General features: G+C 73.6%; 16 protein-coding genes. 10 read left to right on the forward strand and 6 right to left on the reverse strand.

What is annotated here, in order from left to right:
- Positions 1 to 24: 24 nt before the first annotated feature.
- Positions 25 to 915 carry a neutral zinc metallopeptidase gene (locus ABZ457_RS27815; protein WP_359162805.1) on the reverse strand — a complete coding sequence of 297 codons (891 nt, stop codon included), beginning with the start codon at positions 913 to 915 and terminating at the stop codon, positions 25 to 27.
- A gap of 263 nt (positions 916 to 1,178) precedes the next feature.
- Between ABZ457_RS27815 and ABZ457_RS27820 the strand changes: the two genes are divergently transcribed.
- The 8 genes from ABZ457_RS27820 to amaP all read left to right on the forward strand — a co-directional run bounded on the left by ABZ457_RS27820 (position 1,179) and on the right by amaP (position 6,886).
- On the forward strand, positions 1,179 to 2,777 hold the full coding sequence (locus tag ABZ457_RS27820) for an ABC-F family ATP-binding cassette domain-containing protein (protein WP_359162808.1): 1,599 nt from the start codon (positions 1,179 to 1,181) through the stop codon (positions 2,775 to 2,777).
- 366 nt (positions 2,778 to 3,143) lie between these two features.
- Complete coding sequence (locus tag ABZ457_RS27825) at positions 3,144 to 3,365, forward strand: helix-turn-helix domain-containing protein (protein ID WP_018848563.1); 222 nt, start codon at positions 3,144 to 3,146, stop codon at positions 3,363 to 3,365.
- Between the two features lie 138 nt (positions 3,366 to 3,503).
- Complete coding sequence (locus ABZ457_RS27830) at positions 3,504 to 4,295, forward strand: enoyl-CoA hydratase/isomerase family protein (RefSeq protein ID WP_359162812.1); 792 nt, start codon at positions 3,504 to 3,506, stop codon at positions 4,293 to 4,295.
- Positions 4,296 to 4,548: 253 nt separating this feature from the next.
- The gene (locus ABZ457_RS27835; RefSeq protein ID WP_359162815.1) at positions 4,549 to 5,037 is read left to right on the forward strand and encodes an Asp23/Gls24 family envelope stress response protein; all 489 of its coding nucleotides are present in this window, start codon (positions 4,549 to 4,551) and stop codon (positions 5,035 to 5,037) included.
- 30 nt (positions 5,038 to 5,067) lie between these two features.
- Complete coding sequence (locus ABZ457_RS27840; protein ID WP_018848560.1) at positions 5,068 to 5,256, forward strand: hypothetical protein; 189 nt, start codon at positions 5,068 to 5,070, stop codon at positions 5,254 to 5,256.
- A gap of 21 nt (positions 5,257 to 5,277) precedes the next feature.
- The gene (locus ABZ457_RS27845) at positions 5,278 to 5,634 is read left to right on the forward strand and encodes a hypothetical protein (RefSeq protein WP_359162841.1); all 357 of its coding nucleotides are present in this window, start codon (positions 5,278 to 5,280) and stop codon (positions 5,632 to 5,634) included.
- Entirely contained in the window at positions 5,631 to 6,299 is a 669-nt protein-coding gene (locus tag ABZ457_RS27850; RefSeq protein WP_359162819.1) for a DUF6286 domain-containing protein, read from the forward strand. The genes ABZ457_RS27845 and ABZ457_RS27850 overlap by 4 nt, the downstream gene beginning before the upstream one ends.
- A gap of 5 nt (positions 6,300 to 6,304) precedes the next feature.
- The gene (gene amaP, locus ABZ457_RS27855; protein ID WP_359162843.1) at positions 6,305 to 6,886 is read left to right on the forward strand and encodes an alkaline shock response membrane anchor protein AmaP; all 582 of its coding nucleotides are present in this window, start codon (positions 6,305 to 6,307) and stop codon (positions 6,884 to 6,886) included.
- Positions 6,887 to 7,231: 345 nt separating this feature from the next.
- On the opposite strand, the gene ABZ457_RS27860 is transcribed toward amaP, so the two are convergent.
- The 5 genes from ABZ457_RS27860 to ABZ457_RS27880 form a co-directional block, all read right to left on the reverse strand.
- Positions 7,232 to 7,987, reverse strand: a complete 756-nt coding sequence (locus tag ABZ457_RS27860; protein WP_359162822.1) for an SDR family oxidoreductase — start codon at positions 7,985 to 7,987, stop codon at positions 7,232 to 7,234.
- Positions 7,988 to 7,991: 4 nt separating this feature from the next.
- The gene (locus ABZ457_RS27865) at positions 7,992 to 9,776 is read right to left on the reverse strand and encodes a glycoside hydrolase family 15 protein (RefSeq protein ID WP_359162825.1); all 1,785 of its coding nucleotides are present in this window, start codon (positions 9,774 to 9,776) and stop codon (positions 7,992 to 7,994) included.
- 30 nt (positions 9,777 to 9,806) lie between these two features.
- Positions 9,807 to 10,595, reverse strand: coding sequence for an SURF1 family protein (locus ABZ457_RS27870; RefSeq protein ID WP_359162828.1), 789 nt, complete (start codon positions 10,593 to 10,595; stop codon positions 9,807 to 9,809).
- Between the two features lie 82 nt (positions 10,596 to 10,677).
- The gene (locus ABZ457_RS27875; RefSeq protein ID WP_005319131.1) at positions 10,678 to 10,911 is read right to left on the reverse strand and encodes a hypothetical protein; all 234 of its coding nucleotides are present in this window, start codon (positions 10,909 to 10,911) and stop codon (positions 10,678 to 10,680) included.
- 63 nt (positions 10,912 to 10,974) lie between these two features.
- On the reverse strand, positions 10,975 to 11,994 hold the full coding sequence (locus ABZ457_RS27880) for a DEDDh family exonuclease (RefSeq protein ID WP_359162832.1): 1,020 nt from the start codon (positions 11,992 to 11,994) through the stop codon (positions 10,975 to 10,977).
- A gap of 289 nt (positions 11,995 to 12,283) precedes the next feature.
- On the opposite strand from ABZ457_RS27880, the gene ABZ457_RS27885 reads away from it, so the two are divergent.
- Positions 12,284 to 13,177: a sterol desaturase family protein gene (locus tag ABZ457_RS27885; protein WP_359162835.1), complete on the forward strand. Its 894-nt coding sequence runs from the start codon at positions 12,284 to 12,286 to the stop codon at positions 13,175 to 13,177.
- 98 nt (positions 13,178 to 13,275) lie between these two features.
- Positions 13,276 to 13,971, forward strand: coding sequence for a lysoplasmalogenase (locus ABZ457_RS27890; RefSeq protein ID WP_359162846.1), 696 nt, complete (start codon positions 13,276 to 13,278; stop codon positions 13,969 to 13,971).
- The last annotated feature ends 69 nt before the right edge of the window (positions 13,972 to 14,040 follow it).

Consider the following 14,040-nt stretch of genomic DNA (forward strand, 5'->3'; position numbering starts at 1 on the left):
CGCCCGCGCGCGCCGGGCCGGCCGTCAGCGGAAGGTGTCGCAGCGGGCCATGTCGCCGGTGCGGTACCCGGTCGCGAACCACTGCTGCCGCTGCGCCGAGGAGCCGTGCGTCCACGACTCCGGTGTGACGCGGCCCTGGAAGCGCTCCTGGATCCGGTCGTCGCCGACCGCCGCCGCGGCGTCCAGGCCGTCTTGGATGTCGGCCTCCGTCACCTCGGTCAGCAGCAGCCGGCCGGTCCGGTCGTCCGGCGTCGTCGTCGCGTGCCGCGCCCACACCCCGGCGTAGCAGTCGGCCTGGAGCTCCACCCGGACCGCGTCGCTGCCCGCGCCCTGCCGCCCGTCCCGCGCCCGCCCCAGGACTCCCGTCAGGTTCTGGACGTGGTGCCCGTACTCGTGGGCGACCACATACGCCTGGGCGAACGGGCCGCCGCTCGCGCCGAACCGGCCCCGCAGCTCGTCGAAGAAGCCGAGGTCGAGATAGACCTGCCGGTCGCCCGGGCAGTAGAACGGCCCCACCGCCGAGGTCGCGGACCCGCAGGCGGTGCCCACCTGCCCGGTGAACAGCACCGTCCGCGCGGTCGCGTACCGCCCCTGCCGGCGCTGGAACTCCGCCCGCCAGTAGTCCTGGACGCTGTTGACCACCGCCACGATCCGGCAGTCGTCCCGGCGGTTGGCGTCCGCCCCGCTCCGGCACGCCTGCGCCACCTCGGCCTGGCTGGACGCCGTCGCGGCCGGCTCCTCGTCGCCCGAGGACAGCCCGAGCTGCTCCGGCCCCACCCCGAAGAACAGGCCGAGGAGCAGGGCGATCAGGGCGGCGATCCCGCCGCCGACCGTGGCCCGGCCGCCGGGGACGCGGCTGCCCCGGACGTCGCTGACCTCCGAGGTGTCCAACTCGGCGTCGTCGTCGAACCGCATGGGCGACCGCCTTCGGATGGGGGGTCCTGTGGTGGAGTCCGCTGCTCCCGGCGAGTATCGGTCGCCCCGCCCCGCTCCGCCCCTTTTCCGGGGGCCCCGGGCGGCGGGCCGTGGCGCCCGTCACGGTGCGCCCGGACCCGGAAAAGTACTTGCCCCGTCCCGCTAGACTGGGCCGTATGGCATATCTCCCTGTGCATTAGACGGCGTCGAAGCGTCGCTCACCGTTCCTTCCGCCGTCCATCACGCCCTGGAGTATGTCCCCCGTGATCACCGCTTCCGGTATCGAGCTGCGCGCCGGTGCGCGCGTCCTCATCGAGTCCGCCTCCTTCCGTATCGCGAAGGGCGACCGCATCGGTCTCGTCGGCCGCAACGGCGCCGGCAAGACCACGCTCACCAAGTGCCTCGCCGGCGAGGGCATCCCCGCCGGCGGCACCATCAGCCGCTCCGGCGAGGTCGGCTACCTCCCGCAGGACCCCCGCACCGGCGACCTCGACGTCCTCGCCCGCGACCGGATCCTCTCCGCCCGGGGACTCGACGCCCTGCTGCGCAGGATGCGCCAGAACGAGGACCGCATCGCCACCGGCCAGGGCTCCACCCGCGAGAAGGCCCTCAAGCAGTACGAGCGCCAGGAGACCGAGTTCCTCACCAAGGGCGGGTACGCCGCCGAGGCGGAGGCGGCCACCATCGCCGCCGCCCTCGGCCTGCCCGACCGGGTGCTCACCCAGCCGCTGCACACCCTCTCCGGCGGTCAGCGCCGCCGCGTCGAGCTGGCCCGCATCCTCTTCTCGGACGCCGACACCCTCCTCCTCGACGAGCCGACCAACCACCTCGACGCCGACTCGATCGTCTGGCTGCGCGACTACCTCAAGACCTACCGCGGCGGCTTCATCGTCATCTCCCACGACGTCGACCTCGTGGAGACGGTCGTCAACAAGGTCTTCTACCTGGACGCCAACCGCTCGCAGATCGACGTCTACAACATGGGCTGGAAGCTCTACCAGCAGCAGCGCGAGGCCGACGAGAAGCGCCGCAAGCGGGAGCGCCAGAACGCCGAGAAGAAGGCCGCCGCCCTCAACTCGCAGGCCGACAAGATGCGCGCCAAGGCCACCAAGACGGTCGCCGCGCAGAACATGGCCCGCCGCGCCGAGCGCCTGCTCTCCGGCCTGGAGGAGGTGCGGGTCTCCGACAAGGTCGCCAAGCTCCGCTTCCCCGAGCCCGCCCCCTGCGGCCGGACCCCGCTCACGGCCGAGGGCCTGTCCAAGTCGTACGGCTCGCTGGAGATCTTCACCGATGTCGACCTGGCCGTCGACAAGGGCTCCCGGGTCGTCATCCTCGGCCTCAACGGCGCCGGCAAGACCACCCTGCTCCGCCTCCTCGCGGGCGTGGAGCAGCCCGACACCGGAGCCGTCACCCCCGGCCACGGCCTCAAGCTCGGCTACTACGCGCAGGAGCACGAGACCCTGGACCCGGACCGCACGGTCCTGGAGAACATGCGCTCCGCCGCCCCCGACCTCGACCTGGTCGAGGTCCGCAAGACCCTCGGCTCCTTCCTGTTCTCCGGCGACGACGTGGACAAGCCCGCCGGCGTCCTCTCGGGCGGCGAGAAGACCCGGCTCGCGCTGGCCACCCTGGTGGTCTCCTCGGCCAACGTCCTCCTTCTCGACGAGCCCACCAACAACCTCGACCCGGCCAGCCGCGAGGAGATCCTCGGGGCGCTGCGCACCTACAAGGGCGCGGTCATCCTCGTCACCCACGACGAGGGCGCGGTCGAGGCGCTGGAGCCGGAGCGGATCATCCTGCTGCCGGACGGCGTCGAGGACCTGTGGGGCGCCGACTACGCGGACCTGGTCGCGCTCGCCTGACCTCCGCCGGGCCCGGCGGGGAAGCCCGCTGATCCACTCCGTATGGATCTCCGTATGGATCATTCGGCCTACCGGTGATCCGTCATCTGTGTGAGGCCGTCTCGTACCCCGGCGTGGCGGCTGGCGGACGGGATCACTCCGCTCCTGTCCCGGGCCCTTCTCCGGCCGACGCCTCTGACCTGCCGTTTCGGCGGGTCGGGCCGGTCGGGGTGTCCGGCGGCACGAGTGGAGGGTCGCGTTCCGCTCGTGATCGCCGCTGTGACCGCGCCCATGCGTTCCGTACCGACCTTGTCGAATGGGTGGCCAGGACGGGCGGGAGGGGTGATCATGAGAAGTCCAGAGCGCACTTCCCATGAGGAGGCACGGGTGGCCGAGACTCTGAAGAAGGGCAGCCGGGTGACCGGCGCCGCGCGCGACAAGCTCGCGGCAGACCTGAAGAAGAAGTACGACTCCGGTGCGAGCATCCGGGCGCTGGCCGAGGAAACCGGCCGCTCCTACGGGTTCGTCCACCGGATGCTCAGTGAGTCCGGAGTGGTCCTGCGCGGACGCGGCGGAGCGACGCGAGGCAAGAAGGCCCCCTCGGCCTGAGCCTGGCGTCGGCGAGAAGCTCTCCGGTCGACGCGGTTCTCTCGCGGTGACCACCCGGTCGGTCCGATGGACCCCCGGGTGGTTACTGTGCAGTAGCCCGCCAGTCGCGGGCGTACCGCACCGAACCGGAGGCGTCTCATGACTTCGCTCGACCCCGTGCTGGACAAGGACGGCGTACGACTCACCGTCGACGGCGCCGTCGCCACGGTCACACTGGCCAAGCCGGACAAGCGCAATGCCCAGGACTTCGCGCTGTGGCGGGCATTGACGCAGGCGGGCCGGTCGCTGCCGGGCGACGTGCGGGTCGTGGTGCTGCGCGGCGAGGGCAAGTCCTTCTCCGCGGGCCTCGACCGGCAGGCCTTCACCCCCGAGGGCTTCGACGGCGAGCCGTCCTTCATCGACCTCGCGCGCAGCGCCGACGCCGAGATCGACGCCGCCGTCGCCGAGTTCCAGGAGGCGTTCACCTGGTGGCGGCGGGCCGACCTGGTGACGATCGCCGCTGTCCAGGGACACGCGATCGGCGCGGGCTTCCAGCTCGCCCTCGCCTGCGACCTCCGAGTCGTCGCCGAGGACGTGCAGTTCGCCATGCGCGAGACCAGCCTCGGTCTGGTGCCGGACCTCACGGGCACCCACCCCCTCGTCTCCCTCGTCGGCTACGCCCGCGCGCTGGAGATCTGCGCGACGGGGCGTTTCGTCCACGCCGAGGAGGCCGAGCGCACCGGCCTGGCCAACCTCGTCGTCCCCGCCGCCGAACTCGACGCCGCCGTGGCCGACCTGGCCGCCGCGCTGATCGCCGCCCCCCGGGACGCCGTGATCGAGACCAAGGCGCTCCTCCAGGGCGCGGCGGACCGCACCTACGACGAGCAGCGCGCCGCGGAGCGCGCCGCGCAGGCCCGCCGGCTGCGGGATCTCGCCGGTCTGTCCGACTGACCCGGCGCCCCCGGCCCCTGCGGCCGGTGCGGCCGCGCCCCCGCCCGGGGCACGGCCGCACCGGCCGTTCGCCGTTCCGGGGGACTTCCGCCCCGTGGCGCCCGGCTGCCGCATCCCCGGCGCGGGAGTGGGCATCCGCCCTTACTGTGGGCAGGGGTCGAACCCGTCCGGCCGGCCGGGGCACACAGTCGGCCGCGCACGGCGGGGGAGCCCGGCCCGGGGGAGGACACACCCGCCCGGAAAGGATCACGCGATGAGCGAGGCAGGCGAGCGCAACCGACCGCAGCACACCTCCGGTGACCAGGGAGACGGCTCCCGCCGGACCGCCCTCAGCAAACGCGACGAAGCAGGGGTGCGCGGCCGCACCACGATCGCGGACGGCGTCGTCGAGAAGATCGCCGGGCTCGCCGCCCGGGACGTCGCCGGCGTCCACGCGATGGGCGGCGGGCTCTCCCGCACCCTCGGCGCGGTCCGCGACCGCGTTCCCGGAGGCAGCAGCAAGTCCAGCGTCACCCGCGGCGTCAAGGCCGAGGTCGGCGAGGTGCAGACCGCGCTGGACCTGGAGATCGTCGTCGACTACGGCTACTCCATCGCCGATGTCGCCCGCGACGTACGGGAGAACGTGGTCTCCGCGGTCGAGCGGATGACCAGCCTGGAGGTCGTCGAGGTCAACATCGCCGTCAGCGACGTCAAGCTGCCCGACGAGGAAGACGACGACGACACGGAACCTCGCATCCGATAGCGCAAGCCCACCCAGGAGAAGGAGCCCATCATGAGCATGGCCCTGGTCGGCATGCTGGCCGGCATGGCTCTCGCGTTCGCCGGGTACTTCGGCGGATTCGGGGCCTTCCTGCTGGTCGCGGCCCTGGGAGCGGTCGGCTTCGTCGTCGGCCGGCTCCTCGACGGCGACCTGGAGGTCGGCGACTTCCTCCGGGGCCGCGACCGCGACGGACGGCGGTGAGGCGGAGTGTCCACCGGGGACGTGTCCGCCGTGCCGCCGCGCCGGGTGCCCGCGGCCGAACGCGGGTCGACGACGATCGCCGACCGCGTCGTCGCCAAGATCGCCGCCCGGGCCGCCCGTGAGGCGCTGGACGCGGTGCCCCAGGGTGGCGCGGCGCCCAGCGCCATGGTCGTGGTGCACCACGACATCGCCCGGGTCCGGGTCAGCCTCGAACTCGACTACCCCTCCGACATCGGCGGCCAGTGCGCCGCCGTGCGCGGCCGGGTGACCGAGCGCGTGAACGACCTCGCGGGGATGACGGTCCCCGAGGTCGCGGTGCAGGTCGAGCGGCTGCACTCCGCCCACTCGCGCGGCACGGCGAAGGAGAGGATCCGATGACCGGTCCCGCGCCCGGCGACGCCGGGGAGCAGTCCGCCGGTGACACCCTGGAGCTGGCCCAGACCTCCTCGGCCGCCGCTCATGAACCCGTCCCCGCGGCCGACGGCGGCGAGGGCGGGCGCACCGGCCGCTTCTGGTCCGCCCGCCGCGTCCCCGCCGCCCTGCTCGCGCTCGTCGTCCTCGGCGCCTCCGGGCTGCTGCTCTACGACGTGGCCGCCGTGCGCGCCGACCGGCCCGCCATGGAGTGGCGCCGGTGGCTCGCGGACCATCTGGCGAGCTGGCGCCTGGACGAGGTCGCGGTGCTCGCGGTCGCCGGGGCCGTGGTCCTCGTCGGCCTCTGGCTGATCCTCCTCGCGGCCACCCCCGGGCTGCGCGCGCTGCTGCCGATGCGGAGCGTCCGGGACGGGGTCCGGGCCGGGCTCGACCGGGAGGCCGCCGCGCTGGCGCTGCGCGACCGGGCGATGGAGGTCTCCGGCGTGCAGTCCGTCCGTGTCAAGGTCGGCCGGCGCAAGGCGTCGGTGCGCGCCCTGTCGCACTTCCGTGAACTCGACGAGGTCCGCACCGACCTCGACGCCGCGCTGGCCGTGGGGCTGCGGGAGCTGGGCCTCGCGCACCCGCCGGCCCTCGCCGTGCGCGTCGGGCGGCCCTCCGGGAAGAAGGGGTGAGCACCGTGCGGCCAGTGGTCAACCGGATCCTGATCGGGCTCGCGGGGCTCGCCCTCGTCTGCGCGGGCGGCGCGGCGCTGGCGGCCGGGGCCGGGTTCTCGGTGCCCTCCTGGTGGCCCTGGTACGGGCCCGGCGACGTCCTCCTCAGCGACGCGGACCGGGCGCGGTGGCGCGAGGAGGGCTGGTGGTGGCCGACCGTCATCGCCGTCCTCGCGGTACTCGTCCTGCTGGCCCTGTGGTGGCTGCTCGCCCAACTGCGCCGCTCCCGCCTCGCCGAGGTCCTGGTGGACAGCGGGGACGGCGACGGGGCGCTGCTGCGCGGCCGGGCCCTGGAGTCCGTGATGACGGCCGAGGCGGAGTCCCTGGACGGGGTGTCCCAGGCGTCGGTGACACTCGCGGGCCGCCGCCGTACGGCGCCGGAGGCGAGGTTGCGGCTGCGCCTCGAACCGCATGCCGCGCCCGCGGAGACGCTGACGCGGCTGGTGGGCGAGGTCCTCACCCACGCGGAACAGTCCACGGGCCTCGCGCCCCTCCCGGCGGAGGCCCGCCTCCGCGCCTCCAAACACCGCCCCGAGCGGGTTGTGTGACCCCTTTTTTTGAGGGCTCGGTTCGCCTCCGGGGCCCCTTTTTTTGAGGGCTCGGTTCGCCTCCGGGGCCCCTTCTCTTGAGGGCTCGGTTCGCCTCCGGGGCGCTTTCAGCGGGTCCCGACGGTCGGCCGTGCTCGCCACCTCGTTCCTCGGCGCCTGCGCGCGCCCTCCCTTTCGGCACCCGCGCGCCCCTTCGGCTCACTCGCCGACCCGGAACGGGCGGGACGGTCTCCCAGGCGCGAGCGCCTGACGACCGACGCCCCGGGGTGAGCGCCGGGCCCGGGCCATACCGCACGGTCCCCCCCCGTGCGGGCGCGCCCGCCGGCGGCTCCTCGGGGCGGGGGTCTAGAACCCGCTCCTCGCGCCGCCGTCGACCGGGAGCATCACGCCCGTCAGGTAGGACGCCGCCGGCGAGAGCAGGAACGCCGCCACCGTGCCGAACTCCTCCGGCGTGCCGTAGCGCCGCAGCGGGATGCGGGACTCGTTCGCCGCGCGCGCCGCCTCCGCGTCGCCGGAGAGCGCGTCCAGCTCGCGGACGCGGTCGGTGTCGATGCGGGCGGGGAGGAGGCCGACGACGCGGATGCCGCGTGGGCCCAGCTCGTCCGAGAGGGACTTGGCGAAGCCCGCGAGGCCCGGGCGGAGGCCGTTGGAGATGGTCAGACCGGGGATGGGCTCGTGCACCGAACCGGAGAGCACGAAGCCGATCACCCCGCCCTCGGACAGCTCCGCGGCCGCCGCGCGGGCCAGGCGCACCGCCCCGAGGAAGACGGACTCGAACGCGGACTGCCACTGCTCGTCCGTGTTGTCCGCGACGAAGCCGGGGGACGGGCCGCCGACGCTGATCAGCACGCCGTCGAAGCGCCCGAAGTGCGCCCGGGCCGCGGCGATCAGGCGTTCCGCGGCGCCCGGGTCGGCGTTGTCGGCGGCCAGGGCGACCGCCCCGGCGCCGAGTTCCGCGGCGGCGTCCGCGACGGTCTTCTCGTCCCGGCCGGTGACGACGACCTTCGCGCCCTCGGCCACCAGCGCCCGGGCGGTGGCGTTGCCCAGGCCCCGGGAGGCGCCGGTGACGACGTAGACACGGTCCTTCAGTCCAAGATCCATGGCTCTATCCTGCCGTGTCGCGGGGCTGGAGCGCGAGGGCCGTGTTCACCAGTCCGATGTGGCTGAACGCCTGCGGGAAGTTGCCCAGCAGCCGGCCGGCGACCGGGTCGTACTCCTCGGAGAGCAGCCCCACGTCGTTGCGGAGCGCCAGCAGTTGTTCGAACAGTTCGCGGGCCTCCTCGTGGCGGCCGGTCATGCACAGCGCGTCCGTGAGCCAGAACGAGCAGGCGAGAAACGTTCCCTCGCCGCCGGGGAGGCCGTCCACCGACCCGGCCGCGGTGCTGTAGCGGCGCACCAGGGGGCCGTCGGACAGCTCCTCCTGGACCGCCTTGATGGTGCCGAGGACCCTCGGGTCGTCGGGCGGCAGGAAGCCCGAGTGGGGGATCAGCAGGGTGGCCGCGTCGAGTTCCCGGGAGCCGTAGTACTGGGTGAAGGTGTTGCGCTCGGGGTCGAAGCCCTTCTCGCACACCTCGCGGTGGATCTCGTCCCGCATGGCCCGCCAGCGTTCGACCTCGCCGTGCAGGGAGCGGTCGTTCTCCAGGGTGCGCACCGCGCGGTCGGCGGCGACCCAGGTCATGACCTTGGAGTGGACGAAGTGGCGGCGCGGCCCGCGTACCTCCCACAGGCCCTCGTCCGGTTCGCGCCAGGTGGACTCCAGGAAGCCGAGCAGGCTCAACTGGAGGTTCCAGACGTGCTTCTCGGGGGCCAGGCCCGCCTGCCGGGAGATGAACAGCGAGTCCATCACCTCGCCGTAGACGTCCAGTTGGAGCTGGTTGGCCGCGTCGTTGCCGACGCGGACCGGGACCGAGCCCTCGTAGCCGCCGAGCCAGTTCACCTCGAACTCGGGGAGCCGGCGCTCGCCCGCCAGGCCGTACATGATCTGGAGGTCGGCGGGGTCGCCCGCGACGGCGCGCAGCAGCCAGTTCCGCCAGGCCGCCGCCTCGGCCAGATAGCCGACCGCGACCAGGGAGCCGAGGGTGAGGGTGGAGTCCCGCAGCCAGCAGAAGCGGTAGTCCCAGTTCCGCACCCCGCCCAGTTCCTCGGGCAGGGAGGTGGTGGGCGCGGCGACGATACCCCCCGTGGGGGCGTAGGTGAGGCCCTTGAGGGTGATCAGGGAGCGCATCACCTCGGCGCGGTAGGGGCCCTCGTAGGTGCAGTGCGCGGCCCAGGACGCCCAGTCCTCCAGGCAGTGCCGCAGGGACTCGTGCGGGTCGACCCGGCCCGGCCGCTCCTCGTGCGAGGGGTGCCAGGTGAGCACGAAGGCGACCGACTCGCCCTCGGCGACGGTGAACGCGGAGCAGGTGCTGAACTGCTGCCCCCAGGTCTTGACCTCGGGTTCGCTGCGCAGCCACACCGAGTCGGGCCCGGCGACCGCGACCCGGTGCCCGTCCACCCGCCGCATCCAGGGGACCACCGAGCCGTAGTCGAAGCGCAGCCGCAGGGTGCCGGCCATCTCGACGCTGCCGCTGACGCCCTCGACGATGCGGACCACGTCGGGGGAGGTGTCCCGCTGGGGCATGAAGTCGAGCACCCGGACGGTGCCCGTGCGCGTCTCCCAGACGGTCTCCAGCACCAGGGAGTCGCCGACGTAGCCGCGCCGGGTGCAGCGGTCGGCCCCTTTCGGCGCGAGCCGCCAGTGGCCGTTCTCCTCGTCGCCGACGAGAGCGGCGAAGCAGGCGGCGGAGTCGAACCGGGGCAGGCACAGCCAGTCGATCGAACCGTCCGCGCCGACCAGGGCGGCTGTCTGCAGGTCGCCGATGACGGCGTAGTCCTCGATGCGTTGGGTCACGCTGAGGCGTGTTCCCTGCTCAGTCGCCCGTTAAGCAGCGGCGGGGGCGGGCTCCGGGGCGCCCTTCCCGGCAGCGGCGGCGCGGTCCTGCTTCTCCCGGCGGACGAGAATCACCCAGCCGACGGGCACGGCCGCCGCGAACAGCCACCACTGGACGGCGTACGCCATGTGCGCGCCGATGGAGGCGTGGTCGGGCTCGGGGATCTGTTCGGGGCCCTTGGCGCCGGCCGCGGGAGCGGTCTGCTCGACGTAGCCGCCGAGGACCTCGCGGTCCAGGAGCTCGGCCTGCTGGGCGCTGTTGATCAGCATGACCTGGCGCGGCGGGAGGCCGGCCAGGTCCTTGATGCCGCTGGCGCCGGTGGTCTCGTCGGCCTTGAGGCGGCCGGTGACGGTCACCGTGCCGGCGGGCGGGGCCGGGACCTCGGGGAAGGCGCGCTGGTCGGCGGCGGCGGGGACCCAGCCGCGGTTGACCAGGACGGCCCGGCCGTCGGCGAGGACCAGCGGGGTGAGCACATGGAAGCCGACCCGGTCGTCGGCGTTGGTGCGCCGGCGCACCACGACCTCGTGCTCGGTGTCGAAGGTGCCGGTCGCCCGCACGGTGCGCCAGTAGTCGGCGCGCGGGACGGTGTGGCCGGGGGAGGTGAGGTCCGCCACGGCGACGGGTTTCGCGTCCAGGCTCTTCGCGATCAGCTCGTTCTGCGCGACCCGGCGTTCGTGGCGGTGGAACTGCCAGAAGCCCAGCTCGACCATGGTGGGGATGAGCACGAGGGCGAGCAGGGTGAGGATCACCCACTGCCGGGTCAACAGGAAGCGGTACACGGCGTCGACCGTACCCGCACTCCCGGACGGACCGGACAACGGGGTCGGGTCGGGCCCGGGCCCGTTGTCCGGTCCGTCCGGTTCACACCCGGTCCACGATGCCCGCCCTCCCCTCCGCGCGGGCGCAGTGCGCCCCGCAGTACCAGTGGCCCTCCGCCTCGACGCCCTGCCCGATGATCTGGACCCGGCAGTGCTCACAGATGGGCGCCATGCGGTGGATGGCGCAGGAGAAGCAGTCGAAGACGTGCACCGCGCCCTGCGCGTGCACCTCGAAGGACATGCCGTAGTCGTTTCCGCAAACCTCGCAACGTGCCATGCGCCACAGGGTGAAACGGTTCCGCGCGGTGGACGGGCGGCCCGGGGCGAGTCGCCGCGCAATTCACTCCGATGCGGGTGCCGGGCCCTCGCTCGCGGGCTTCGCCTGGCCGCCGCCCGGCGCCGGGGCCACGTCCGCCAGGAGCTGGGTGAAGGCCGCCTCGTCGACGACCGGGGTGCCGTAGGCCGCGGCCTTCACCGACTTGGACGTGGAGGCGCCCGGGTCATTGGTGACCAGCAGGCTCGTGAGCCGGGACACGCTGGTGGCGATGTGCAGGCCCGCCTCGACCGCGCGGTCCTCCAGCAGCTCGCGCTCGGTGGACGTGTCGCCGGAGAACGCCACCCGCATGCCCTGCACCAGCCGCTTGCCCGGCTCGTACCGGCCGGGGTTGGGGTACGGGCAGGCCGGCCGCCGGCGCGAGGGCCGCCAGGTGCGGTGCCCGTAGGAGGACTGGTAGCCGACGCGCGGGGCGGCGGGGGAGTCGGACCACTCGGTGAGCGGGCGGCACTCCAGCAGCGGCAGCCGGACGCCGTCCCGCGCCGCCGCGTGCAGACTCGGGCGGAACGCCTCGGCCAGCACCCGGGCGTCGTCCAGGGCGTGGTGGGCACGCTGCTGCACCACCCCGAAGTGCGCCGCCAGCGACTCCAGCTTGAGGTTGGGCAGCGGCAGCCGCAGCTCCTTGGCCAGGGCGATGGTGCACAGCCGCTGCCGGGTCGGGGCCTCGCCGCGCGAGCGCGCGTACTCCCGGGAGATCATCCCCCAGTCGAAACTGGCGTTGTGGGCGACCAGGACCCGGCCCTCCAGCCGGGCGGCGAACTCGGCCGCGATCTCGCCGAACAGGGGCGCGCCCGCGAGCACATCGGACGTCAGACCGTGGATCCACACCGGGCCCGGGTCCCGCTCCGGGTTCACCAGGGTGTACCAGTGGTCCTCCACCGCGCCCCGGGCGTCGAGCCGGTAGACGGCAGCGGAGACGATGCGGTCGTCCCGGGCGAGGCCGGTGGTCTCCACGTCGACGACCGCGTACCCCTCGGGGTAGGCGGTCGGCCACGTCGTCGCTGCGGTCGTACGGTCGTCGAGCATGGTCACAGAGAATACGGGCCGCCACCGACAGCGTCCGCGCCCGGTCGCGGGCCATGGGCGCGAGGGCCGTGGCCGGGCGGGGTGCGGTGGCCCGCGGGCACAAGTGGGCCCCGGTCACGGCGGGTTGACGCCGGGTCGGCCCCGGCTGGCGCTCCCGGACCCCGCTGGAGGGGCGGTCCGCCCGGGGCGCCACTGTCGGGAACGCACAGAATCCGGGGCGCCGGGAGACTGCTTACTTGTCGGTAAGGACATCTATCCGCCGGACCGGCCGCGGCCCTACCGTGCACGCATGCCGAACCTGCCCGATGTCGTGCTGTGGTCGATCCCCGCCTTCGTCCTGCTCACCGTCGTGGAGGCGGTGAGCTACCGCCTCCACCCCGACGAGGACGCCGCCGGGTACGCGGCCAAGGACGCGGCGACCAGCATCACCATGGGGCTGGGCAGCCTCTTCACCGATCTGCTCTGGAAGATCCCCGTCGTCGCGATCTACACCGCGGTGTACGAGCTGACGCCCGCCCGGGTGCCCGTCCTGTGGTGGACCGTCCTGCTGATGCTGCTCGCCCAGGACTTCTTCTACTACTGGTCCCACCGCGGCCACCACGTCATCCGCATCCTGTGGGCCGGCCATGTCGTCCACCACTCCAGCCGCCGGTTCAACCTCTCGACCGCGCTGCGCCAGCCGTGGACGGGCATCACCTCCTGGCCGTTCTATCTGCCGCTGATCGCCTGCGGTGTGCACCCGGCCGCGCTCGCCTTCTGCTCCTCCGTCAGCCTGGTGTACCAGTTCTGGATTCACACCGAGCGGATCGGCCGGCTGCCCCGGCCGGTCGAGTACGTATTCAACACGCCCTCCCACCACCGGGTGCACCACGCCTCCCAGGGCAGCTACCTGGACCGGAACTTCGGCGGCGTCCTCATCGTCTGGGACCGGCTCTTCGGGTCCTTCGCGGCCGAGACCGAGCGCCCGGTCTACGGGCTGACCAAGAACATCGAGACCTACAACCCGCTGCGCGTCGCCACCCACGAGTACGCGGCCATCGCCCGGGACGTGCGCGCCGCGCCGACGCCGGCGGCCAAGGCCGGGCACCTGTTCCGGGAGCCGGGATGGCAGCCGCAGCCGGGGGCGCAGGCGGTTGAGCCGGAGCCCGAGCCGGTGGTCCGTCCCGCCGGGGGCACGGCGTGAGGGAGCCGCGTGCGGCGGGCGCGCGCCGGCCGCGCCTGCGGGTGCCGTACGAGGGGCGGGTGTTCGCCCAGGAACTGCGCACGGCCTGGCTGCTGGGGCTGTTCGCCCTGGCCGTCCTCGTCGACCTCGGCAGTCTGCTCGCGGAGTGGCAGCCGGGCCATCTCGTCGCCAAGCCCCTGCTGCTGCCGCTGCTCGCGCTGCTCGTCGTGAACGCGCGGGGGCCCCGGGCCCTGGTCGCGGCTCTGCTGTGCGGCTGGGGCGGCGACGTCCTCCTCCTCGTGGACCACGAGACGGCCTTCCTCGCGGGGATGGGCTGCTTCGCGGCCGGTCACGTCTGCTATCTGGTGCTGTTCGGGCGGTCCGGGGTGCGGTGGCGGCCGGCCGCCGGATACGCGCTCGCGGGCGGGGTCCTCGTGGTGCTGCTCTGGCCCGGCCTGCCCGCCGGGCTGCGGGTGCCGGTCGCCGCGTACGCGGTGCTGCTGACGCTGATGGCCTGCCGGGCGACGGGGGTGGGGCGCACGGCCGCGGCGGGCGGCGGGTTGTTCCTGCTGTCGGACGCGCTGATCGCGGGCGGGCTCGCGGGGTGGCCCGCGCTGCCGGGGCAGGCGTTCTGGGTGATGGCCACCTACTGCGCCGCCCAGTTCCTGCTGGTCATGGGCGGGCTGGGGATCGCGGTGCGGGCGCGGGAGCGGGCGGAGGCGGAGGCGCGCCGGGTATGGCGGGCCGGTGTGCGGCCGGGTGACGGGCCGCTGGAGCCGCCTCCGCAGTCGCCTCAGAAAGTGTTGGGTAATTGATCAACTGCTGCTTGTAGTCGACGGTGGTGATCTTCGCGGTCTGAGAGTTCGCGAAGATCACCGTCATGT

This window comes from Streptomyces sp. NPDC005805 (genome assembly GCF_040630445.1).
GTDB lineage: Bacteria > Actinomycetota > Actinomycetes > Streptomycetales > Streptomycetaceae > Streptomyces.

Excerpts from the sequence above, each read along its gene's own strand:
- ABZ457_RS27815 (WP_359162805.1), bottom strand. The coding sequence starts at position 915 with ATGCGGTTCGACGACGACGCCGAGTTGGACACCTCGGAGGTCAGCGAC.
- ABZ457_RS27830 (WP_359162812.1), top strand. The coding sequence starts at position 3,504 with ATGACTTCGCTCGACCCCGTGCTGGACAAGGACGGCGTACGACTCACC.
- ABZ457_RS27835 (WP_359162815.1), top strand. The coding sequence starts at position 4,549 with ATGAGCGAGGCAGGCGAGCGCAACCGACCGCAGCACACCTCCGGTGAC.
- ABZ457_RS27840 (WP_018848560.1), top strand. The coding sequence starts at position 5,068 with ATGAGCATGGCCCTGGTCGGCATGCTGGCCGGCATGGCTCTCGCGTTC.
- ABZ457_RS27850 (WP_359162819.1), top strand. The coding sequence starts at position 5,631 with ATGACCGGTCCCGCGCCCGGCGACGCCGGGGAGCAGTCCGCCGGTGAC.
- ABZ457_RS27860 (WP_359162822.1), bottom strand. The coding sequence starts at position 7,987 with ATGGATCTTGGACTGAAGGACCGTGTCTACGTCGTCACCGGCGCCTCC.
- ABZ457_RS27875 (WP_005319131.1), bottom strand. The coding sequence starts at position 10,911 with ATGGCACGTTGCGAGGTTTGCGGAAACGACTACGGCATGTCCTTCGAG.
- ABZ457_RS27880 (WP_359162832.1), bottom strand. The coding sequence starts at position 11,994 with ATGCTCGACGACCGTACGACCGCAGCGACGACGTGGCCGACCGCCTAC.
- ABZ457_RS27885 (WP_359162835.1), top strand. The coding sequence starts at position 12,284 with ATGCCGAACCTGCCCGATGTCGTGCTGTGGTCGATCCCCGCCTTCGTC.